The sequence below is a fragment of the Rufibacter sp. DG15C genome (assembly GCF_001577755.1).
In the GTDB taxonomy this organism is placed as follows: Bacteria; Bacteroidota; Bacteroidia; order Cytophagales; family Hymenobacteraceae; genus Nibribacter.
The window spans coordinates 4,101,232-4,123,625 of the sequence record NZ_CP010776.1 but is presented as its reverse complement, the minus strand read 5'-3'; the positions used below and the strand labels follow the sequence as shown (position 1 = coordinate 4,123,625).

The 22,394-nt window shown below is 48.2% G+C and carries 17 protein-coding genes; 14 read left to right on the top strand and 3 right to left on the bottom strand.

The features are described 5' to 3' along the window. Positions 1 to 22: 22 nt before the first annotated feature. The 5 genes from TH61_RS17665 (at position 23) to TH61_RS17645 (ending at position 4,184) form a co-directional block, all read left to right on the top strand. Positions 23 to 1,000 carry a polyprenyl synthetase family protein gene (locus TH61_RS17665; protein ID WP_066512309.1) on the top strand — a complete coding sequence of 326 codons (978 nt, stop codon included), beginning with the start codon at positions 23 to 25 and terminating at the stop codon, positions 998 to 1,000. 265 nt (positions 1,001 to 1,265) lie between these two features. Next, positions 1,266 to 1,709 (top strand): DinB family protein, encoded by a 444-nt coding sequence (locus TH61_RS17660; protein WP_066512308.1) that lies wholly within the window; start codon positions 1,266 to 1,268, stop codon positions 1,707 to 1,709. Positions 1,710 to 1,856: 147 nt separating this feature from the next. Next, positions 1,857 to 2,426: a DUF1572 family protein gene (locus TH61_RS17655; RefSeq protein ID WP_066512305.1), complete on the top strand. Its 570-nt coding sequence runs from the start codon at positions 1,857 to 1,859 to the stop codon at positions 2,424 to 2,426. 39 nt (positions 2,427 to 2,465) lie between these two features. Beyond that, positions 2,466 to 3,614 (top strand): TlpA disulfide reductase family protein, encoded by a 1,149-nt coding sequence (locus tag TH61_RS17650; RefSeq protein WP_066512299.1) that lies wholly within the window; start codon positions 2,466 to 2,468, stop codon positions 3,612 to 3,614. 189 nt (positions 3,615 to 3,803) lie between these two features. Then, positions 3,804 to 4,184, top strand: a complete 381-nt coding sequence (locus TH61_RS17645; RefSeq protein WP_066512297.1) for a rhodanese-like domain-containing protein — start codon at positions 3,804 to 3,806, stop codon at positions 4,182 to 4,184. A gap of 130 nt (positions 4,185 to 4,314) precedes the next feature. Here TH61_RS17645 and TH61_RS17640 read toward each other — a convergent pair whose 3' ends face one another. Beyond that, complete coding sequence (locus TH61_RS17640; RefSeq protein WP_082780429.1) at positions 4,315 to 5,565, bottom strand: TlpA disulfide reductase family protein; 1,251 nt, start codon at positions 5,563 to 5,565, stop codon at positions 4,315 to 4,317. A 156-nt stretch (positions 5,566 to 5,721) separates the two neighbouring features. Here TH61_RS17640 and TH61_RS17635 point away from each other — a divergent pair, with 156 nt between their 5' ends. Beyond that, positions 5,722 to 7,998 carry an aconitate hydratase gene (locus TH61_RS17635; protein WP_066512296.1) on the top strand — a complete coding sequence of 759 codons (2,277 nt, stop codon included), beginning with the start codon at positions 5,722 to 5,724 and terminating at the stop codon, positions 7,996 to 7,998. A 167-nt stretch (positions 7,999 to 8,165) separates the two neighbouring features. Here TH61_RS17635 and TH61_RS17630 read toward each other — a convergent pair whose 3' ends face one another. Further along, a complete protein-coding gene (locus TH61_RS17630) occupies positions 8,166 to 10,991 on the bottom strand; it encodes a S8/S53 family peptidase (RefSeq protein WP_197464070.1) in 2,826 nt (941 codons plus the stop codon). A 157-nt stretch (positions 10,992 to 11,148) separates the two neighbouring features. On the opposite strand from TH61_RS17630, the gene paaN reads away from it, so the two are divergent. From paaN to TH61_RS17615, 3 genes are all read left to right on the top strand, one after another. Further along, complete coding sequence (gene paaN, locus TH61_RS17625; RefSeq protein WP_066512292.1) at positions 11,149 to 12,852, top strand: phenylacetic acid degradation protein PaaN; 1,704 nt, start codon at positions 11,149 to 11,151, stop codon at positions 12,850 to 12,852. 226 nt (positions 12,853 to 13,078) lie between these two features. After that, on the top strand, positions 13,079 to 14,872 hold the full coding sequence (locus TH61_RS17620; protein ID WP_082780427.1) for a PAS domain S-box protein: 1,794 nt from the start codon (positions 13,079 to 13,081) through the stop codon (positions 14,870 to 14,872). Then, positions 14,838 to 15,248, top strand: a complete 411-nt coding sequence (locus tag TH61_RS17615; protein WP_066512288.1) for a response regulator — start codon at positions 14,838 to 14,840, stop codon at positions 15,246 to 15,248. The genes TH61_RS17620 and TH61_RS17615 overlap by 35 nt, the downstream gene beginning before the upstream one ends. A 61-nt stretch (positions 15,249 to 15,309) precedes the next feature. On the opposite strand, the gene TH61_RS17610 is transcribed toward TH61_RS17615, so the two are convergent. Further along, complete coding sequence (locus TH61_RS17610; RefSeq protein WP_066512286.1) at positions 15,310 to 15,606, bottom strand: hypothetical protein; 297 nt, start codon at positions 15,604 to 15,606, stop codon at positions 15,310 to 15,312. A 137-nt stretch (positions 15,607 to 15,743) separates the two neighbouring features. Here TH61_RS17610 and TH61_RS17605 point away from each other — a divergent pair, with 137 nt between their 5' ends. From TH61_RS17605 to TH61_RS18185, 5 genes are all read left to right on the top strand, one after another. Beyond that, positions 15,744 to 17,564: a TrkH family potassium uptake protein gene (locus tag TH61_RS17605; RefSeq protein WP_231862264.1), complete on the top strand. Its 1,821-nt coding sequence runs from the start codon at positions 15,744 to 15,746 to the stop codon at positions 17,562 to 17,564. A gap of 9 nt (positions 17,565 to 17,573) precedes the next feature. Continuing rightward, entirely contained in the window at positions 17,574 to 18,257 is a 684-nt protein-coding gene (locus TH61_RS17600; protein ID WP_066512281.1) for a TrkA family potassium uptake protein, read from the top strand. Between the two features lie 106 nt (positions 18,258 to 18,363). Further along, entirely contained in the window at positions 18,364 to 19,956 is a 1,593-nt protein-coding gene (gene treF, locus TH61_RS17595; protein WP_082780426.1) for an alpha,alpha-trehalase TreF, read from the top strand. A gap of 185 nt (positions 19,957 to 20,141) precedes the next feature. Beyond that, positions 20,142 to 21,551, top strand: coding sequence for an APC family permease (locus TH61_RS17590; protein WP_066512278.1), 1,410 nt, complete (start codon positions 20,142 to 20,144; stop codon positions 21,549 to 21,551). 521 nt (positions 21,552 to 22,072) lie between these two features. Next, complete coding sequence (locus tag TH61_RS18185) at positions 22,073 to 22,258, top strand: hypothetical protein (RefSeq protein ID WP_157600752.1); 186 nt, start codon at positions 22,073 to 22,075, stop codon at positions 22,256 to 22,258. Positions 22,259 to 22,394 lie beyond the last annotated feature (136 nt).

Sequence of the window (22,394 nt, the reverse complement as noted above, 5' to 3'; positions counted from 1 at the left end):
CTCGTAATATTGCGACGCAGAGATGAGCAGCCCCTTAAACCAGATACAGGCCCCAATTGCCACAGAGATGCAGGAATTCGAGAAGAAATTCCGGCAGTCTATGCAATCTAACGTTTTGTTGCTGGATAAGATCATGGGCTACATTGTAAAGCGCAAGGGCAAGCAGATGCGGCCCATGTTTGTGTTTTTCACGGCCAAGCTCCTGCAAGACAACATCACTGACGCCACCTACCGCGGTGCGGCGCTCATAGAACTCCTGCACACGGCCACCCTGGTACACGATGACGTGGTGGACGACGCCAACTACCGCCGGGGGTTCTTTTCTGTAAACGCCCTATGGAAAAATAAGATTGCCGTTTTGGTGGGAGATTACCTGCTGTCCAAGGGCCTGCTGCTTTCCCTCAACAACAATGACTTTGAGCTCCTCAAGATAGTGAGCAACGCTGTGCGCGAAATGAGCGAAGGTGAGCTCCTGCAAATGGAGAAGGCCCGCCGCCTGGACATTGACGAGGCCGTGTACTTTGACATCATCCGGCAGAAGACCGCCTCCCTAATTGCCTCCTGCTGCGCCGTGGGCGTCTCCTCTGTGGGCGCCGATGCCGAGACTGTGGAGCGCGCCCGTCTCTTCGGGGAGAAAGTGGGCATTGCCTTCCAGATCAAGGATGACTTGTTTGACTACGGCACCGCCGAGATTGGCAAACCCGTGGGCATTGACATCAAGGAGAAGAAGATGACTCTGCCTTTGATTCACGCCCTGCAACAAGCCGACTGGCTCACCAAGCGCCGCATCATCTACAACGTCAAAAACAACAACGGCAAGTCAGATAGAATCAACACCGTCATTGACTTCGTGAAAAATTCGGGTGGGCTGGACTATGCCATACAAGTCATGAACGACTATCATGCGCAGGCGTTGCAACTGCTGCATACTTTCCCCGCTTCGCCGTCCAGAGACTCCTTGGAACAACTCATCCGCTATACCATAGAGCGCGAAAAATAAAATTACCTCTTATTACTGAGTGTCAAGCAGCAAGACCTTATGACTTGCCTTTTACTGCTATGTTCTTTTTTAGGTTGTTTTCTAGAAAATAGCCTAAAAACGAGTCGGTTATTGATGATTGTGTGCTAATTAAAGTTTGAAGCTAAGTTAAATTATCCTTAAGTCTAACTGGTCATAGTTCAGCTGCATGCAAGAGTTTGAGACTTTTTAAAGCATTAGCTATATTGATGCCTTTCCAGGAAATGCCAGATCGCTTAAAAATTTTATGGTGAATGAGTTAACGCAGATTTTCTCCCGTGACCTTGACCGACTGAAAGGCGAGATAGAATCCTTCCAGGAGGAACGTAACCTTTGGTTGACTGCTGGTGGAATTAAGAATTCTTCGGGCAATTTATGTTTGCACCTGGTTGGCAATCTCAAGACCTACATTGGGAAAAGCATGGGCGGCTTCAGCTACCACCGGAACCGAGACGCCGAGTTCAGTTTAAAACATATTCCCAAGCAGGAACTGCTGACCCAAGTTGAGGAAACCAAAAAATGGGTAGTGGATACGTTACAGCAATTACCTGATGAGAAGTTGCAAGAACCTTACCCAGAAAATGTGCTAGGTTATGAGATGACCAACGCTTTTTTCTTGATTCATTTAGCCGGTCACCTAACCTATCATTTGGGCCAGATAAATTACCTCAGACGGATTTTAGAAGAGTAATTCTGATAGCTAGTGCTTATCAACTATAAGGCTATTACTCAACTAATTAATTACTTGTTTATACCTCCTTGAATAGATTGAATCGCCGCCGGCGCGAGATAGAAATCATGGACCTTGATTATAGTAAACTCAAATATTAAACCCCAAATGGAAGGATATTTAGAAAGCGTTATCAAGCAGTTTGAGTATTACAGAATGCTGGGGGAAAAAACCTTCGGCCAAATCCCTGAGGAGGAGCTTTTCTGGCAATACAATGAGGACAGCAACAGCATCGCCACTATTGTCAAACACCTCTGGGGCAACATGCTGTCACGGTGGACAGATTTCCTGACCACAGATGGGGAAAAGGAATGGCGCGACCGGGAAAGCGAGTTTGACAACGACCTCACCTCCAAGGAAGAGCTGTTAACCAAGTGGAACGAAGGCTGGGATTGCTTCCTGACTACCTTGAAATCCCTGACCGCAGAAGACCTTAGCAAAATCATCTACATCAGAAACCAAGGCCATACCGTCCTGGAAGCCATCAACAGGCAGTTGGCGCATTATCCCTATCATGTGGGGCAGATTGTCTATATAGGTAAAATGGCCACTGAAACCGGTTGGACGTCTCTTTCCATTCCAAGAGGTGGTTCTCAAGCGTTCAACCAAGATAAGTTTGCCCAACCCAAGCACCGCGAGCATTTCACAGATGAGTCCCTGAATCAGGGAAATAAGTAAAGTCAACCTTATACCACATTGAATCTTAAAAAAGAAAGTATGAGAAACGCAGTTGCGGCCACGGCCGCACTAATCCTTATGGCAAGCTGTTCCCACCAAAAACCAGCAGAAGATATAATCACCATCCAGGGAACCATAAAGAGCCTGCCAGATGGAAAAGTCTACCTAGCCGAAGCAACTTCATGGGCCTTGTTAGATTCCACGGTAAGTAAAGGAGGGGATTTTAAATTTGAGATACAGCCGGATTCTAGCTTCGTGCCTACTCAAGTAGCTATCCAATATAAACCAAGATTGTTGAGAGACAGCACAGAAAAGTATGTCATGCTAAATGGATTTAAGAGAATCTACTTAAGGAATCATATGATGGGGGCAGACAGCCTGAAATATTATAACGCCTCCTTTTACTTGGAAAGGGGCTTGACAAAGGTGGAGCAGGTTTCAAGAGAAAAAAGTGGGAACAACATCTATACAAGGGTGTACGCTGGCAAGCAGACAGATGCCTTGTTTTTAGATAAATTTGGTGAGTTTGGATACTTGGCCAACTTAGAAGGTTCCGCACGAAACCAGAAGATAAACGTCTTCAAGGAAGACATAAAAAAGCACCCTTATTCCATTCATTATCTTTTCTCCCTTTATAGCAACAAAGAGCAATACTCAGAAAAGGAGTTGCAGGAGATGTTGCGTTTGTTTAACCAAGAAGCTAGGCAATCCACTTTAGGTAGAAAGATTTATGGTTATCTGGAGAACAGGGTAGATGCTGGTACACCTTATAAAAATTTTCAGCTGGCTGGACCAGACAAGAAACAAGGCTGGATTATGAACAATGCCGCCAAGGTGAACATGCTGGTGTTTTGGGCCAGCTGGTGCGGACCCTGCAGGCGGGAAATCCCCGCGTTAAAGACCTTGCATGCTTCCTACAAGGACAAAGGGGTAAACATGGTCAGCATTTCTATTGATGAACAGCAGGAGAATTGGCATAAGGCCCTTACCACAGAGAACATGCCCTGGCAACAGCTGGTGGTAGAGAAAGATAAAATAGATCAGGTGCAACATACCTTCAACTTCTCGGCCATCCCGCTGGTAGTCATCACAGACAGCCAGGGCAAGGAGGTGAAAAGAATAGTGGGCGAAGGCGAAGAAAGCATTCAGTTGATAAAAGACGCTGTTCAAAAGCAGTTAGCTTTATAATTCCTTCGGTTTAAGGAATCCTTTGTGTAAAACAAGTTAGTACGAGCCTCTTCGTTTTTGGCTTATTTTCCGGAAACCACGCCAAAAACGGACAGGTTTCCTTTTCTCAATACCCAGGCAACCAATCCAGTTCCTGACCGCTATACCTTGAGTAGGTCATCAACTTCAATACTTAACAGCAAAGAAACTATGGAAAGCAAAACTGCCGCAGATCTGGTCGCAGAGGCCAAAAAGAATGTAGAGAACCTGTCACCAGACCAAGTAGAAAAGGAATTGTCCAAAGGCGCCACGTTAATTGACATCAGAGAAAGTGAGGAGTTGAAAGAGAGCGGCAAGATTGCTGGTTCTGTGCACGCCCCGCGCGGAATGCTGGAGTTTTTGGCAGATGATACCACCCCCTACCATAAGCCCGAGTTTGATAAGAACAAGCGCATTATTCTGCACTGCGCCGGCGGCGGAAGATCTGCCATGGCGGCCAATACCCTCAAACAAATGGGCTATCAGAACGTGGCGCACCTAGACGGTGGTTTAAAAGCCTGGAAAGAAGCGGGTAAACCTTTAGAGCAATAAGGGTCAGCGCTTTTATGCAACCAGATAATGAGGTACGTTTTTAGCTTGTTTTCTAGGAAATAGCCCAAAAACGAAATCGGCGCAGCCCACTAAGGACTGCGCCGATTTCGTTTATATTTGAATCAGGTACTTATTTCTCAGCTACCAGCTCGTCAATGGTGGTGTTGAATTCCTTCACAAAGTCCTCATAGTATTTGCCCGTGCCGGGACCCGAAAAGCCGGTGTGGATTCTTCGTACTTTGCCTTTCTTATCAATGAAGATGGTAGTAGGGAAGGAGACCACTTTGCTCAAGGCCGGCAGTGATTTAGCCACCAATTCCTTGTCTTTGGTACCGGCCACCAACAGCGTATAGTCCACGTCAAAGCGGTCCTTCATCTTGCTGATGCGGGCTTTGGCCTTCTCAAACTCAGGGCTTAGCTCATAGCCAAGGCCAATGATCTCTACGCCGCGGTTTTTGTTTTTGGCGTACCAAGGCGCCAGAAAGGCGGTCTCGTCCATACAATTGGGGCACCAAGACCCAAAGATCTGCACTACCACCGGTTTGCCCTTAAACGCAGGATCTTCAAGAGAAACCTGCTTGCCTTCTAAATTGGGGAAGGAGAATGACAGTTTATCATAGCCAGGTTTGAGGTGGGTAAGGGTATCTGCTGAAGGCAGTTGGAAGTTCTCGTTTCGTTTGGCCGTCCAGGTTTCATGACCGGCAATGCCCACGTAAAAATCGCCTTTCAGGGTGCCGTCCTGCTGCGGCTCAGCGGTAAAAAGATAGGCGTGCGCGCCGTCAAAGGTAGAAAGGCTCAAGTTTTTGCCATTTACCTGACCCTGCAAGAAGCGGTAATCGCCGGTAGGCGTTAGAAACGTGCCTGACAAGGTGTTGCCGTTCTGGGTAAACTCGCCAATGGCGGGGTAGTTGTCCCCTTCTTCGCCCTGAAATTGCACTTCCCATTTGCCAGTCACATCCATGGCGGCTTTTGCGGGTTCGGCAGAAAAGCGTTCGGTCTTGCCATGTTCAGCTGAGAAGGGCAGGCTGTACGGCTGGGCCTGGTCACGGCGCTCCCAGCGGCCTTTCAATTTGCCCTTGTCCACTTTGGCGTGCAGGGTGGCGTCAAAAATATGCATCTGCAGGCGCACGCTGTCCTGGTCAAATGTGATTTCGTCAATCAAAATTTTCTCTTCTCCGTTAATCAAGTACGCTACCTGTTTTCCTTTTTCTTCAGAGACGGTGAAGTTGAAGGGCATCTCATGGCCGCTCACCTCAATGATGCCGCGCCAAGGGCCGGACTCTAAGGTGTTGTTGGGCGCAGAAGTGCAGGCAGAAGCGAATAGACCTAACGGCAGTAGAACCGAGGAAATAAGCTGAGGGACGTTAACTTTCAATATCATGCAGCAAAGGTATTGGGCTACGTTAAATTAACAGACATTTCTTTTAGAAATCTCTATGGGGTTAGGAGATATTTAATTATTTGTGTAAAAGGGTTCTGTTTGCGACATTTGCGGACATCCTTAAGTACTGAACTAAAATAAATACGAAGCAGATCTATGGCATTTGATGTAGACATGATCAAGGCAGTGTACGCGCAACTGGGTGACCGGGTAGCAGCGGCACGTACGGCAGTGGGCCGGCCTTTAACTTTAACTGAGAAAATCCTCTACGCTCACTTATACAACGGAGCGGCTACGCAGGCGTATGAGCGCGGCAAATCTTACGTGGATTTTGCGCCAGACCGCGTGGCCATGCAGGATGCTACGGCCCAGATGGCTTTGTTGCAGTTCATGCAGGCAGGACGCCCAACGGTAGCGGTTCCTTCGTCGGTACACTGTGATCACTTGATCCAGGCCCGCGTGGGCGCTGACCAGGATTTGTCTGAAGCCTACACAGAAAACAAAGAAGTCTATGATTTCTTAGCCTCTGTTTCTAACAAATACGGCATAGGTTTCTGGAAGCCAGGTGCAGGTATCATCCACACGGTGGTACAAGAAAACTATGCGTTCCCGGGCGGTATGATGATTGGTACTGACTCACACACGCCAAACGCGGGTGGTGTTGGTATGATCGCCATTGGCGTTGGTGGTGCAGATGCCGTTGACGTAATGGCTGGCATGGCCTGGGAGTTGAAATTTCCTAAGGTGATTGGCGTGAAACTGACCGGCAAGATGAGCGGTTGGACAGCAGCCAAAGACGTGATCTTGAAAGTGGCGGGTATCTTGACCGTGAAAGGCGGTACTGGTGCCATTGTAGAATATTTTGGTGAGGGTGCCAACAACATCTCTTGCTCTGGTAAGGCTACCATCTGTAACATGGGTGCTGAGATTGGGGCAACTACCTCTGTCTTCTCCTATGACCAGAAGATGAGAGATTACCTGGTAGGTACTGAGCGCGCTGAGATTGCTGAACTGGCAGACCAGGTTGCTGAGCACTTACGCGCTGATGATGAGGTAATGGCCAACCCAGAAGCCTTCTATGACCAGTTAATTGAAATCAACCTAAGCGAGTTGGAGCCACATGTGAACGGACCGTTCACGCCAGATGCGGCTTGGCCCATTTCTCAGTTTGCGGCTGCCGTGCGTGAGCACAATTGGCCAGCTAAACTAGAGGTAGGTTTGATTGGGTCTTGTACCAACTCTTCTTATGAAGACTTAACCCGCGCGGCTTCCTTGGCCCAGCAGGCTATTGATAAAAACCTGGCGGTAAACGCTGAGTACACCATCACCCCAGGTTCTGAGGTTGTGCGTTTCACCGCAGAGCGTGACGGCATCTTGGATACCTTCGCGGAGATTGGTGGGGTAGTATTGGCGAATGCCTGTGGGCCTTGTATTGGCCAGTGGGCCCGTCATACAGATGACCCTAAGCGCAAGAACTCCATCATTACGTCCTTCAACCGTAACTTCGCCAAGCGGAACGACGGTAACCCGAACACACACGCGTTTGTAGCCTCTCCAGAGATTGTAACGGCGTTCGCCATTGCCGGTGACTTGACCTTCAACCCATTAACAGACATGCTTACCAACAAAAACGGTGAGCAAGTGAAGCTGGATGAGCCACAAGGTATTGAGTTCCCAGTGAAAGGTTTCGCGGTAGAAGACGCCGGTTATGTAGCCCCAGCGGCAGACGGAAGCGCCGTGAGCGTAGTGGTAGATCCTTGCTCAGACAGACTGCAGTTGTTAGAGCCGTTCAAACCATGGAACGGACAAGACCTGATGGGCTTGAAACTGTTGATCAAAGCACAAGGCAAGTGTACTACTGACCATATCTCTATGGCGGGTCCATGGTTGAAATACCGCGGTCACTTGGATAACATCTCCAACAACATGTTGATTGGCGCGATCAATGCCTTTAACGGCGAAGCCAACAGCGTAAAGAGCCAGTTGGTACGCGGTGGTGGGTATGATGAGGTTCCTAAGGTAGCCCGTACTTACAAAGCTGCTGGCATTGGGTCAGTGGTAGTGGGTGATGAAAACTACGGTGAAGGTTCTTCTAGAGAGCACGCGGCCATGGAGCCTCGTTTCTTGGGTGTGCAAGTGGTATTGGTGAAGTCGTTCGCTCGTATTCATGAGACTAACTTGAAGAAACAAGGTATGTTGGCCTTGACCTTCGCGAACAAAGGTGACTATGACCGGATCCAGGAAGATGACGTGATTGACATCATTGGTTTGACCAGCTTTGCGCCGGGTGTTCCTTTGAAAGTTAAATTGACGCACAGCGACGGCTCATGTGACATCATTGAGGCGAACCATACCTACAATGAAGGTCAGATTGAGTGGTTCAAAGCGGGTTCTGCCTTGAACTTGATTCGTTTGCAGCAGCACCAAGCATAAGCTTGAAGTTGAATACATAAAAGAAAGGGCAGCCATTTGGCTGCCCTTTCTTTTTGCCGTTTTTGGCCTGATTTCCAGAAATCAGGCCAAAAACGATATTATAAGATTTTTACTTTTCAATCTTAAAGCATTTGGCCGTCAAAATTCAGGTAAGGCTAAAACTCAGCTTAATGGGTTAAAATCAGCTTTTTGATGGTTACTTCCTTGCCGCTGGTGATCCTTAGGATATATAGGCCTTTTGCTAAATGACTAAGGTTTACATCTAATTGTTCTGAATTGGTCGTAGACTGAGTAAATATGGCTTTGCCTTGGTTGTCAATGATTTGTACCAAGGTACTTTGTCTAGCGGCCTTTACCGGAAAGGAGATGGTCACTTTCCCGGTGGACGGGTTCGGGAACACCAGTATGCCGTTCTTAGTTAGTTCCTCTGGGCTGGCCGTAATGGTTCTGGTGGCTAGCAACTCCTGGTATTTCTTTAACGCGGCGGCGGCATTGGCAAGTAAGGCTTCTTTTGTGTTTCCGGCCACCAACGCAAACGCCACGGTGTCTGATTGTGCAGGCCACAGTTCTTTAACCGCAGATGATATCAAAAAGGAAATGTCTTTCCCATTGGTATCTGTAAGGCCAGCCGCCTCGCGTTGAATGCCCCCTGACAAGGCTTTGTATTTCTCTGCCGTCGTAAAACCGTCTTCAATGATGATTGTGCCAGAAGGAGCGCCGTTGTTGTCAAAGGCATAGAATCCGGGTGCGCCTTTTGTTAGCAATTGAATACCCATGAAGATGTTTCCGTTTGCCTTAGGGTACGCCAAACCCATTTTCATTTCAGGGTTATACTCTGCTACGTTTCTAGTCGCCGTCTGCAAGTCCCAATCCGCGAAGATACCTGCGTAGGTCTTAGGCAAGGTCTGTTGCGTTCTATTGGTGAGCATGTATTCCAGTACCACAAAGTCTTGGTTTGGGGCATCTTTCCAGGCAAATACGTTCTGCCTGATGCGCATGCTCATAGGTTTACGCGCATTCAAAGAGTCCTCCAGTAAGTTGTTGGCAGAAAAATCCGCGATAGGAGAAGAGGGTCTGCGTTGAAGACTAGAAACTGCGTAAAAATCAAAATCCGTGGTTCCTTTCTCATTCCGGACGTTATCAGACACCAGCGTAGAAGAATAGCCAACCAACAAACCGCCTTCAAATAGTAAAGGTGTATCAGTCTTGTATTTGACACCAGCTCCAACTTTAAAGTTTTGTCCATCATAGCCAATGTTGCCCCGGCTTAAAATGGATGCCTTTAGGTTGTTTACATCAGTGGTAATATAGTCAGGGTTGACTAATACCTTAAAATACTGGTAGTCTGTGTAATTACCGTCCTGGAAGCTTAAACGAAGCAGCACTTCTGTATTGATGGGTGCGTCGCTGGTCGCTTTTATGATAAATGGAACCGAGTTGTTGTTGAAAGTGGCTAGCGTTCCTTGGCTTCCGGCTACGTACTCATCTTTTATGATTTGAATGTAGGGGCTGCTGGAACTTATGTACACGGACAGGGCTGAAGTAGGCGCCAGGAAATTTGTGAAGGACACGGTTACCTCAGTAGGCTCCCCGGGGTACATAACGCCAGACTTACCAATCTGCCACGCAGTCGCCCTGGCTGATTTGGCGTCTGTCTCCCGCAAAGCTCTGTGAATGTTCAACCGACCTTTGCCCAGCTTCTCAATATAAGGCTCATTGGCTTCTATAAGGTAAATGTCATCTGCGGTCACCCGTAACTGCTCTGCAATCTGCAGGGCGGTCATTTGCGGATAATGGCTCCTAAGAAGACCAGCCGCGCCAGCAACTATTGGAGTAGCCATAGAAGAACCACTCCCTTGAGCATAGCTGTTGTTATTTTCATCACGAGCAGTTAGTACGCCCACGCCCAGTGCCCCTATGTCTACAGTATGACTGAAGGTATGGCTACTGCCTTTCACGTCATTCGCATCTAAGGCGGCAACAGACAATACATTCTGGTAAGAGGCGGGATAAAAGTCCAACTCCTCGTTGGTATTGCCTGCGGCAGCTACAATCACCACGTTTTTATTGATGGCCGCATAGTTGATGATGTCCTGCTCAAAGTCTGAAGGGGAGCCCGGACCGCCCCAAGAAAGGTTAATCACTTTACAGCCATGGTCTGCTGCATAGACAATGGCATCATAGCCCTTAAAAGAACCTAATGTCCCAGAGGCATAGATTTTAATAGGTAGGAACTTGCATTTAAAGCCAACGCCCGCCATGCCTTTGCCATTGTCTGCCTGCGCAGAGGCAATAGCAGCCACATTGGTGCCATGACCATTGGCATCTGAGGAGGGATTGTTGTCATTGTCGGCCATATCCCAACCTCTAAAGTTGTCAATGAATCCGTCATTGTCATTGTCAATCCCGTCAATGGGGTCTGCGTAGTTGTATTTGATATTGCCTACCAGGTCTTCTTGGGTCAGCCGTACACCTGTGTCCAGAATCCCAATGACTACATTGCTGTCGCCTTTGGTGATGTCCCAAGCGTCATAAGCCTTAATTTTAGTTAGATATGTTCTTTGACCGCCCGTAGTAGGGTTGGCTTGAGGGTCATTGGGCGTGTACAGCGGTGCGTAGTTATAAAGCGGTTCCACATACTCTACCTGTCCAGAGGCAAGCAGCTGCTTTTTTACCTGCTCAAAAGATTGTCCCGGTTTGTATTTCAGCTCATAAATAAGAGAAAGGTCCACTAGCTTCTTGGAGGCAGATTTAGCTTGGGCAGCAGCGGCCTTCGGGAATTTGCGCTGCACAGACGTCAAAGCCACCTGCTTTAAGATATGATCCAATCCACTTTGGGCAGTCTTTGCTTGAGCGGCAGCAGTGGCGGGGGCTTTTAGTTTGAAGACCAGTAAGTTTGGCTCAACGGTAGGTTTGTTTTGTGCAGTGGCGTTCTGTCCAAACCAAATCAGGCTCAAACATATGACTAAGGGCAGACGGTAAAAAAGCTTCATTAAAATACGTCTAAAGTATAAATACGCGGGTGGTGAATTAGAGGGGGAGGGATAGCTTCTGTATGTAAAATACACAAATTGAAATAGGTACTTACATACTTTACAATTAAATTTAAGTTTCAATATAAAGCTTGCAAAGATACCATATAAATAAGACATGAAAGAGCCAATTTCACAGGACATCAAAGAGTTAGGGGGCTTGACGGAGCAACACCGCCAAGTTTTAGAACGTGCCATCCAAGCCTTACATGAACGAACTTTTTTTTCGCAGTACCCAGAGCACCCATCACCGGCTGTTTATGGAGAGGGCGCTGACCAGGCCGGGCTTGAGAAATTCCAGAGCCACTTAGGCAAACCGTTTGAAGAGTTACAGCAGGCAGATGCGCAGGGTTGGGCGGGTCAGGAAGAATCACCGTATGAGCAAGAGAACCTGGGTATTACCTATCCAACCTTCTCAGTGGAAACATTGATTTCCCGTGGCCAAGAGGCGTTTCATATTTGGCGAAAGCTGTCCCCACTGGAACGTGCTTCTATCCTTATAGAGAGTTTGGAAAGAATGAAAGGCCGCTTCTTTGAAATTGCGCACGCAACCATGCACACCACCGGCCAGGCGTTTATGATGTCTTTCCAAGCTTCAGGACCGCATGCCGCAGACAGAGCTTTAGAGGCCATTGCCGCTGGCTATGAGGAGCAGACTCGGTTCCCAGAGCATCAGGTGTGGGAGAAGCCAATGGGTAAGTTTAACTTAAAGCTGAATAAAAGCTGGAAGGCCGTGCCAAAAGGACTTGGTTTGGTAGTAGGCTGTTCTACGTTTCCTACTTGGAATACCGTGCCAGGTATGTATGCTAGTTTAGTGACGGGCAATCCAGTTATTGTAAAGCCGCACCCTAAAGGCGTTTTGCCAATTGCCATTGTCATTGCCGAATTACAGAAAGTCTTGGCTGAATACGGCCTAGACCCGAACATCTGCCAACTGGCCGTAGACCCAGATGATCGTCTCATCACCAAAGAATTGGCAGAACATCCTGCCATTAAACTGATTGACTATACGGGCGGTACCACTTTCGGGAATTACCTAGAGGATTTGAAGGGCAAGACAGTCTTCACTGAAAAAGCAGGGGTAAATTCCATCATCCTTGATTCAGTAGAGGATTTAGATAAAGTAGTGCAGAACCTGGCCTTCTCTTTGACATTGTATTCTGGTCAAATGTGTACGGCTCCTCAAAACTTCTTTATCCCTGCCAATGGCATCACAGTAGCCGGCGAGCAAGTGTCTTATGAAGAGGTTGTCAATAAGTTGGCAGAGGCGGTGAAAGGCTTGGTGAACAACCCCAAAGCAGGCCCTCATGTACTGGGCGCCATCCAGAACCAGTTGACGCAACAACGCGTGAAAGACTTGGAGAACGGACATGGCCGCAGCGTTTTAACTACCTGTGAGGTAGCCAATCCTGCTTTTGCCAAAGCGCGCATTTGCTCACCTGTGATTTATGAAGTTGAAGCGTCAGAGAAGGAGCTGTACAGTCAAGAGCTGTTCGGCCCAATTGCGGTTATCATCAAGACTAAAGATACCCAGGAATCCATCCATCTGGCACAGGAAATGGCCATGCAACACGGAGCTATCTCTTGTGGTGCCTATACCACCAATCCAGAGGTAAAAGAAGAAATCATGGACCTAATGGGCTTGGCTGGAACTCCGGTCAGCTTTAATTTGACGGGTGGTATCTATGTGAACCAGAACGCCAGCTTCTCAGATTTTCACGTAACTGGTGGCAACCCAGCCGGTAACGCTTCCTTCACCAACCCAGAATTTGTGATCAAGCGCTTTACATGGGTTGGTTTTAGAGAACCAGCCGCGCATTAATACGGATTATATTTCGTGAAAACCTCAATCTCTGTAAAGGGGTTGAGGTTTTCTTTTTATATCTTGGGTTTGAATGAGAGGCGTTGCTATTTAAAGGTAGCAACAGGAGAGAAAGCTGACCCAAATATATCCCCCCAATGCTCTCCTTTTTAGGAGAAGACAAAGTACCTTCATTTTGACGCCAGAGCACCCATACCGCTTACTATTTGACAATAACCCACTGCCAATGTGGGTCTTTGACACAGAAACATATCGCTTCTTAATGGTCAATCATGCGGCCATTGACCTGTATGGCTATTCTGAGCAAGAGTTTCTTCAAATGACCATCCGGGACATTAGGCCCAAAGAGCATGTTCCAATTCTAGATAATGTATTGTCCCAAGGCCGAAGCGCCTTCAACAAAGCGGGTGATTGGGTTCATATTACCAAAGACGGCCGCCTACTCAATGTAGAGATTGCGTCCCACACGTTGCCAGAGCATGAAGGAAAAGGCAGGCGCCTGGTGGTTATCTATGACATTAGCGCCCGTAAGGCAGCAGAAAAGCAGTTGCAGGCCGCCGAGTCCCTGGCGCAGTCCATCCTTAAAAACATTGAGGAGATTGTCTTCTCCATGAATGAAAACCTGGAGATAACCTACATTAGTCCGCAATGTGAGGAAAACCTGGGGTACACACCGCAGCAGTTTTATGCGGATAAACACCTGTGGTTTAAAATCATCCATCCCCATGACCGGCACATTATTGAAGGTGTCCAGCCACTTATAGAATCAGGCCAGAAACAATTTCAATTAGAGGTAAGAGGAAGGACCACCCACAAGGGCATTAGGTGGCAATTAATCCAGTGCGTAGCCACTTTAGACCAAGCAGGAAAATTGGTCCGGATGGATGGCAGTGTGATTGACATCACCAAGAGGAAAACTGCTGAGCACAAGCTGCAATTCTCTGATTTCTCTGTAGAACGCGCCGCCGAGGCCTTTTTGTGGACCAAGTCAGACGGTAGCATCATGCGCGCCAACACTGCAGCCTGCCACCTGTTAGGGTATACCAAAGATGAATTACTGACCTTATCAATTCTGGAGGTTGATGTTCAGTTCAAGGAAGAAGTCTGGAAAAGCCAGAAGGGTGACCAATCCCAGGTTCATGAAACCGTTTTCAAAGACAAGGCTGGGAAGCACTTCCCCGTGGAGATTCATATCAACCATTTTCTATTTGAGGGAGACAGTTACTGCTTTACCTCGGTTAAAAACATAAGCGCGCGCAAACAGGCAGAGGCAGAGCGCACCAGCCTTATTGAAGAAACCGTGCGCCAAAACGAGCACTTACAGCAATTTGCCTACATTGTCTCGCATAATTTGAGGGCCCCGGTGGCCAACATTGTAGGCCTCACCAGTCTCTATAACAGGGAGGATCTGCAGGATCCCATCAACCCAGTGCTTATCAATAAACTGGAGCGGACTACCAAAAAGCTGGATACCACCATCAAGGACCTCAACGAAATCTTAACCATCAGAAGCCAGACAGACAAGGTACTAGAGCCTGTGGATTTGCGGCAGGTTCTGTTAGATGTAAGGGATAGCCTGGCCAGCCAGTTGGCAGTGGGCAACGCAAGCTTTGATTCTGACTTCTCCCAAGGGAAAGTAGCATATGGCGTGAAAGGCTATGTGCACAGTATTCTATTGAACCTGATTCTCAATGCCATTAAGTACAGAAGCTTGGATCGGAATTTGAATATTAATATTAAAACTGTACTTTCAGATGGATATTTATGCTTAATGCTGCAAGACAATGGTCTGGGTATTGACCTGACCAGGCAGCAGCATAAAATCTTTGGCTTGTACAGGCGCTTCCATCCGCACATAGAGGGCAAGGGCTTGGGACTGCACATGACCAAAACCCAGATAGAGTCCATAGGCGGCTGGATAGATGTTGAAAGCAAGGTAGACCAGGGCTCAACTTTTAAAGTTTACTTTCAAGCATACCCTAGAAATGAACAAATACCGTCGGGTTTTTCTAATAGATGATGATGAGATCCACAACTTTCTGTGTGAAAGTGTGATCAGAAACCATCAGTTTGCAGAGGAAGTGTATAGTTTCTTATGGGCTGAAGAAGCCCTGAAAGCTCTATCAAAGATAGTAGAAGAAGCACCAGAGAATTTCCCTGAAATTATCTTCCTAGACATTAACATGCCCGGGATGGACGGTTGGGAATTTATTGAGGAATACCGCAAACTGCCCAAAGAACTCACAGAAAAATCTAACCTGTTTGTACTTTCCTCGGCGGTTGATAAGAAGGACATCACCTACGCCCGTAGCCTGTCTGAGGTCCGGGACTTCTTTTCAAAGCCCCTCACCACTGAAATCCTTGAGATTATCTCTGAGGTGTACGCCCAAGAGTAGAGTCGATTTTGGCCTGTTTCCTGGGAAACAGGCCAAAATCGGCTTACAAGCTAAGCGATTTCTAGAACAGTTTCTTGATGCTATCGCTTAGGTCTTCCAGGCTGTTCTTGATTTCTTGCCACGTGCTGTCTGTGGCAGTAGTGCTGTTTTCCAGTTTTTGCGCAATGAGCGCGCGTTTAGCCTCCAGCGCCGCAATGTGCTCATGGTACGTATGGTGGGAGTCTGCGGCGGTGGCATGCGCCCGGCCTTGCAACACTTTTATCTTGGCGTCTAACTCCTCTAAACTCTTTCTGGCCTCTGCTTCATTTAAGTGCTCTGGCGCGCGCATGTTCTCAGGTTTCAGGTTATAGGTATCCATGGTGGTTTCTCAGATTTGGTAACGTATGGGCTTTCTTACTATGCCCCACAGAAAATGTTCCATTATCTAGTGATAAACCTATTGGCATTTGGTCAGTATAGCCCTTTGTAAACGGGTCTGGTTTACAAACATCCTGAATGGAACCCAGAAAGAAAGCTAAGAAGTCGCTCATCCTCACGTTAAACCAACTACCCTGGTTGGCATCGGCTATTGATGCTTTTTTGCTGTACCTGAGCAGCTTTGCTTTGCTGGTGTTTCTCTATGATGTGGGGTTTAAGCACCAAAGCACCGGAGTGCAAATCATCCTGCACTATGCGTACCATGCGTTTTTTCTGGTGGTATTACTTAGTCTGGCTCTGCGCACTACCCTGTTGTTGAAAAACGAAATTAGGAGGCCTTCTCTCATCTTTGAAGGGATACTGCTACTCTTAATGTCTTTGGCAGTTGTAGCCAGGTTCTTCTTGCAGAACACCGTTACCAGCAGCCATACGCTACTGTGGTTCTTTGACAGTGACTACTTGGTGTACTGCATCATTTTCTATGTATTTTTTGTAGAGGTTTCTAAGAAGACGTTGCTCTTCTATAAATCTACCATTAACCCGGCCCAACTGTTTGTCTTAAGTTTTGTCTTCCTGATTGGCATTGGTACGGCGTTGCTCCTGTTGCCACAATCCACTTATAAAGGCATTACCTTCATTGATGCCTTGTTCACGGCCACCAGCGCCGTGTGCGTGACAGGATTGGTGACAGTGGACCCGGCTACGGTGTTTACCCCCTCAGGGAAGGTGATTGTGTTGATGTTGATTCAAGTGGGCGGACTGGGGATCATGACCTTCGCTAGTTTCTTTGGCATCTTCTTTCAGGGCTCAACCTACAAGAGCTCGCTGTTTATGAAAGATTGGCTGAGTGAGGATAACCTGGGTCAAATAACGCGCACCCTTTTTAAAATCGTGGCCTTCACTTTAACCGTAGAGGCCATAGGCGCCATTTTGTTGTTTTGGTGCCTAAAAGAGCTTCCGCCCACGGTGTTGCCAGAGCGCGTGAGTTTCTCTATTTTCCATTCGGTGTCTGCTTTTTGTAATGCGGGTTTCTCCACGCTAACGCTCAATCTGTATGACCCACTGGTCAGGTACAATTATTCGCTCCAGATGGTGCTTGCTTGTCTTATTGTGTTAGGCGGATTGGGTTTCCCGGTGGTCTTTAACTTTACCAGATTTCTGAGGTACCATGTTAAAAGGCTGATGAGTACGGTGGTGGAAAAGAGGAGTCTGGACCACAAAGCCCGGATTCTGAACATCAACACATTGTTGGTCTTCATTACCACTCTGGTTCTGTTGGTGGTGGGTACGGTTGGTTTTTTTATGCTGGAGAAGGAGAATACCTTGGCAGAGCATTCCCTTACGGGCAAATGGGTAGGCGCTTTCTTTGGAGCGGTAACACCCAGGACGGCTGGGTTTAATACCGTAAACATGGCTGCTCTGGGTGCGCCCACCATTTTGTTGTACCTGCTCTTGATGTGGATTGGCGCGTCGCCCGCGTCGGTGGGTGGGGGCATTAAGACCACTACGTTTGCCATTGCCGTGCTCAACATCATCAACCTGGCCAAGGGGAAAGATAGGGTAGAAGTGTTTAGAAGAGAGATTGCCCAAGAGTCTGTTCATAAGGCTTTCGCGGTCATGCTGCTGTCCTTGCTGGTCATTGGTGTGGCTGTTTTTCTGGTCACCATCTTTGATCCTAAGTTAGGATTGACCGCAGTGGCTTTTGAGTGTTTTTCTGGGTTTGCCACGGCAGGCTTGTCTGTGGGGATCACGCCCATTCTAAGCACTCCAAGCAAGGCGGTGCTAATTTGTACCATGTTTTTGGGCAGGGTAGGAACCCTCACCTTGTTGGTAGGCTTGTTCAGGAAAGTGAAGTCCTTGCGGTACCGGTACCCTAAAGAATCCATTATCATTACATAAAGAACTAGTATGCGCTACATAGTCATTGGCTTAGGATATTTTGGGTCTTCGCTCTCCATGAAACTCACAGACATGGGGCATGAGGTGATTGCCGTGGACAAAGACATGGCCAAAGTAGAGATGTACAAAGACCGGGTTACCCACACTATTTGTTTGGACGCCAGTGATTTACAGGCCTTGTCTACCCTGCCCGTGGCCGATACAGACGTGGTGTTGGTAGGCATTGGCGAAGATTTTGGCGCCTCTGTCATGGCGACGGCCATCTTTAAGCAGTTGGGCACCAAACGCTTAATGAGCCGAGCCATATCTCCCTTGCACCAAACCGTGTTGGAAGCCATTGGGGTAGACCAAATCATTCGCCCTGAGCAGGAAAGCGCCGAGCGGTTGGCCAAAAAGTTAGAGATGCGGGGAGTGATTGATTCTTTTGACCTAAGCGAGGATTATAACATCATTGAGGCCACCGTGCCAGCCAAGTATGTGGGCATGACCATCGCCGAAACTGATTTCAGGGCCCGGTACATGGTCAATGTCCTCACCATTCTCCGGAACCATGAAACACGCAATATTTTTGGCAAATCGCATTTTAAACCCAAAGTGCTGGGCGTAGTAACCGGTGACACCGTGTTTGAGCAGGACGATATTCTGGTGGTTTTTGGGAAGATTCAAGACATTAACCGCCTGCTACAGGAATAGGAGCTGTCCAAACACAAATTCACTATGGCTGATTATGAAACCTGTTTGGTAGCCTGGTGCATTACTAAAAGACGTTGGACTTCGTAGAAGCCAAGAAAAAGTTTCTATGCAGTCTACCTCTGTTCGCCGCCAACAAATAAGGTGGGTAATTGCCTTCTTCTGGCTTTTTTTCTTTGGCCATGCTTGCCTGGTACAAGCCCAGTACCGTCCGCACCAAGACTTGGGTGCTTTGTTTGAAGACGTGCAACTGAGCGGCATTTTCCCAGACTCCAAAACCTTTCCAGACTGTGTGCCGCTTGCGCCGCCCGCTACCATTGTGCAAGCCTATCAGCGCGAAAAATCAAATGCTGCGTTTGATTTAAAGATTTTTGTGCTGCGGTACTTCCAGGTTCCGGGGGCGCCCGCTAGTGATTTCAGGTCTAATCCCAATGCCCCGGTAGAAGAGCACATTCAGAAGCTTTGGCCGGTGCTTACCCGTCAGCCGGTAACAGAGCAGAGTTCCTTGCTGCCTTTGCCGCAGGCTTATGTTGTGCCCGGCGGCAGGTTCAGGGAAATCTACTACTGGGACAGTTATTTTACCATGTTGGGCTTGCAAGTCAGCGGCCAGACCCAGCTAATCCAAAACATGGTGGACAATTTTACGCATCTCATACACACCACCGGCCATATTCCAAACGGCAACCGAAGCTATTACCTGAGCAGGTCGCAGCCACCTTTTTATGCTCTTATGCTACGGGTACTAGCCCAAGAGAAAGGCAACGACGTTTTAAAAAAGTACATGCCTGCGCTGCAAAAGGAATACGACTTCTGGATGGCAGGTGCGCAAGCAGTAACCGCCAAGAATCCAGCCGCCAGGCGTGTGGTGCGCATGCCCAACGGTACGCTTCTCAACCGATACTGGGACGATGAGCCCCAGCCCAGACCAGAGGCCTATAAAGAAGACGTGGCAGTGGCCAAAGCCTCCGGTAGAAACCCCACCGAGGTCTACCGGCACTTGAGGGCGGCGGCAGAGTCTGGCTGGGATTTTAGTAGCCGGTGGTTTGCTGATGGCCAAAACCTACAGACCATAGAGACGACCAACCTCATTCCCGTTGATTTGAACGCCCTGCTGTACCACATGGAAATCACCTTAGCGGAGATGGCCCAGCTACAAGGCCAAAGACAACAGGCCCGTATGTACAAAGAAAAAGCCAAGGCCAGAAAAGAAGCCTTGCTCCAGTATTGCTGGAACCAGAAGGAATCGTTTTTCTACGACTACCATTTTGTGAAAGGCACGCACAGCACGGTTCCTACTTTGGCAGCGGTCTTCCCTTTGTACTTCTGTATGGTCACCAAAGCCCAGGCAAAAGGCGTTGCCCAGAAGCTGCAAGCAGACTTTCTGCAGACGGGTGGTTTGCGCACCACGCTCACCAACACAGGCCAGCAATGGGATGCGCCTAATGGTTGGGCGCCGCTTCAATGGATGAGCATTCAAGGGTTAAACGCCTACAAACACACCGCTTTGGCAGATACCATTGCCAACAGGTGGATCCGGCAGAATCTGAGCGTGTTTAAGGAGACCGGAAAGCTCACAGAGAAATACAATGTAGAGAAGGCCGGACAGGAAGGCGGCGGCGGAGAATACCCCAACCAAGACGGCTTCGGGTGGACTAACGGGGTGTTGTTAAGGCTCTTGCAAACGACTCCTGCCAAACGCTAAACCACAAGTCGTTTTTGGCCTGATTTCCAGCAAACAAGTCAAAAACGACTTGGCAAGTACGGTTTATCTTCTACCCGAATACTTATGCGAAAAGCCTTTGTAAATAAATCATTTCAGGAGGACTAGGAGCAAGGGTAGTGAATCTGGTAAACATTCCTTTACTTACTAGATAAAAATCGCAATGTATGAGTACAACGTCTCACCTTAACAGATCTCTGGGTTTGCGCCTGGTTGTGGTAGTGGTTATCGGGAATATCATTGGGTCTGGCGTGTATAAGAAAGTGGCGCCCATGGCCGCAGATCTGCACTCGCCGGGTTGGATTCTCATCTGCTGGGTGTTAGGGGGCATTATCACCTTGTTTGGGGCCTTAAGCAACGCAGAGGTGGCCGGGCTGTTGGCAGATACGGGCGGCGAATACGCCTACTACAAGAAGATTTACAACCGATTCTTCGCGTTCCTGTTTGGTTGGTCTTTGTTCACGGTCATCCAGACGGCAGCCATCTCCTCGTTGGCGTACGTTTTTGCGCAGTCCCTGCACAGCATGGGCGACCTGCCGGCGTTATTACCTTCTCTGGCAGAAGTCAATATTGGCGGGGTGTTCTTTCCGTTTGCAGACCTGAGAGTAAAGCTCACTGCTATTGCCCTTATCATTGTCCTTACCTGGGTGAACACCAAAGGCATAAAGGCTGGCGCGGGCATCAGCACGGGCATTCTGGTCCTGGTTTTTATTGGCATTAGCATGATTGTAGGCTTTGGGTTGACCAGCAAGGAAGCCAACATCGCCTCGGCGTTTTCTCTTGAGACCACCAACAACACACCGGTCACCTTTAGCGCGGTGTTTGCGGGAATGCTGTCGGCGTTTTGGGCGTACCAGGGCTGGGCGGCCATTGGCTACGTGGGCGGCGAAATCAAGGAGCCGCAAAAGACCATTCCCAAAGGGATTGCCATTGGCGTGTTCACGGTGATTGCGGTGTATTTGTTGGTGAACACTACGTATCTGTCCTTGCTGCCAGTGTCTGCCTTAGAGGCTTTGCACGCGGCTGGCAACAAAATAGCGGCGGTAGAAGCCATACGGGTGTTCTGGGGAGACCAAGGCGCGTTCTTTATTTCATTGCTCATCTTGGTCACCACCTTGGGGTGTACCAATGCCACCATTCTGGCCAGCTGTAGAACGTACTTTGCCATGGCCCGCGAAGGACTCTTCTTCAAGAAAGCCGCTTCCTTAAATAAATCGCAAGTGCCGGCCAACTCTTTGGTCTTTCAAGGAATTTGGGCCTGTTTGTTGGTACTGTCTGGGACCTTTGACCAACTCACTGACATGATCGTGTTTGCGGTGTTCATTTACTACGGAGCCACCACGCTGGGCGTGTTCATTTTAAGAAGAAAGATGCCAGACGCACCCCGGCCGTACAAAGTGTGGGGTTATCCCATAGTGCCCGCCATCATGATTCTCTTCTGCCTGGCGCTCTTCCTGAACACCATTCTCATCAGGCCCAGAGAAGCCTCTATTGGCATGGGCCTCATGCTCACAGGCGTGCCCATGTACTGGTGGTTTAACAGAAAGAAACAGATAGATGTGAAACAAAAAGAGTAGGCGAACAAGTACTTGCTAACCAAGAGGGAGCCGTTTTTGGCCTGATTTCCGGAAATCAGGCCAAAAACGGCTCCCTTTTTGCTGAATGAATGTAAACCCTTGCTTAGTCTCTCTTAGAGTCGCGTTTCTGTTGTTTTTCGGCGCGTTTCTCTTTTAAAGATTTGGTGGGGGTCTTTTTGCTGGTGTCCTTGACAGGTGATTTTCCTTTGGCCATAGTGGTAGTGTTTTTGGTAAGGTAGGAATTAAGATTCAGAATTGATAGACAGCGCCAGAGGCTGCCTACTGCTTGGTACGGCATTCTAACGGGTTAGATGCCAGTACCGCGTCCTGTTCTATAGTATAAACTCAATTGGTGGCGCCTCTATTGTTGAGCAAGCACAGAATGGTGAATAAAATCTGGGGATAGTATAAGTAACTGGCCAGAAATACCCGTACGTAAAGAGGCTCACCAGGAGAAGTACGCTATGAGGAGGACAACTACATTTACAAAAGAGGAGCTGGTCTATTTTCTGCTACAAGGAGTGTCACCGTCAGAATTGGAGTTTTTATACGGCATCTTCTTTGACGAGATGGATTATTACTCCCTAGAGGACATTGAAGAAATCAAGGAAAACCTTCGCTGCGAAATGATTGTGCGCCTAGAGGCCGGTTTTCTGGACTATTGGGACATGGTTCTGGCCGCCGTCCGAAGCAAGCCCAACAGGTAGCTGGTTTTATCATTGAGAACAGCCCGCCATGAAAAACCTTCGTTACCTTTGAAAGCTGAACGGTAACTACTAAAGGAATAACTTGGAAGAACTCATCTAGAGGATAATTGCAAAACGCCTTTCGTTTTTAGCCTGA

What these genes read in the sequence shown, in the direction of transcription:
- TH61_RS17665 (WP_066512309.1), top strand. Translation starts at nt 23, where the DNA reads ATGAGCAGCCCCTTAAACCAGATACAGGCCCCAATTGCCACAGAGATG.
- TH61_RS17630 (WP_197464070.1), bottom strand. Translation starts at nt 10,991, where the DNA reads ATGAAGCTTTTTTACCGTCTGCCCTTAGTCATATGTTTGAGCCTGATT.
- TH61_RS17610 (WP_066512286.1), bottom strand. Translation starts at nt 15,606, where the DNA reads ATGGATACCTATAACCTGAAACCTGAGAACATGCGCGCGCCAGAGCAC.
- TH61_RS17660 (WP_066512308.1), top strand. Translation starts at nt 1,266, where the DNA reads ATGGTGAATGAGTTAACGCAGATTTTCTCCCGTGACCTTGACCGACTG.
- TH61_RS17645 (WP_066512297.1), top strand. Translation starts at nt 3,804, where the DNA reads ATGGAAAGCAAAACTGCCGCAGATCTGGTCGCAGAGGCCAAAAAGAAT.
- TH61_RS17615 (WP_066512288.1), top strand. Translation starts at nt 14,838, where the DNA reads ATGAACAAATACCGTCGGGTTTTTCTAATAGATGATGATGAGATCCAC.
- TH61_RS17635 (WP_066512296.1), top strand. Translation starts at nt 5,722, where the DNA reads ATGGCATTTGATGTAGACATGATCAAGGCAGTGTACGCGCAACTGGGT.
- TH61_RS17655 (WP_066512305.1), top strand. Translation starts at nt 1,857, where the DNA reads ATGGAAGGATATTTAGAAAGCGTTATCAAGCAGTTTGAGTATTACAGA.
- treF (WP_082780426.1), top strand. Translation starts at nt 18,364, where the DNA reads ATGCAGTCTACCTCTGTTCGCCGCCAACAAATAAGGTGGGTAATTGCC.
- TH61_RS17650 (WP_066512299.1), top strand. Translation starts at nt 2,466, where the DNA reads ATGAGAAACGCAGTTGCGGCCACGGCCGCACTAATCCTTATGGCAAGC.
- TH61_RS17620 (WP_082780427.1), top strand. Translation starts at nt 13,079, where the DNA reads ATGTGGGTCTTTGACACAGAAACATATCGCTTCTTAATGGTCAATCAT.
- TH61_RS17605 (WP_231862264.1), top strand. Translation starts at nt 15,744, where the DNA reads ATGGAACCCAGAAAGAAAGCTAAGAAGTCGCTCATCCTCACGTTAAAC.
- TH61_RS17600 (WP_066512281.1), top strand. Translation starts at nt 17,574, where the DNA reads ATGCGCTACATAGTCATTGGCTTAGGATATTTTGGGTCTTCGCTCTCC.
- paaN (WP_066512292.1), top strand. Translation starts at nt 11,149, where the DNA reads ATGAAAGAGCCAATTTCACAGGACATCAAAGAGTTAGGGGGCTTGACG.
- TH61_RS17590 (WP_066512278.1), top strand. Translation starts at nt 20,142, where the DNA reads ATGAGTACAACGTCTCACCTTAACAGATCTCTGGGTTTGCGCCTGGTT.
- TH61_RS17640 (WP_082780429.1), bottom strand. Translation starts at nt 5,565, where the DNA reads ATGATATTGAAAGTTAACGTCCCTCAGCTTATTTCCTCGGTTCTACTG.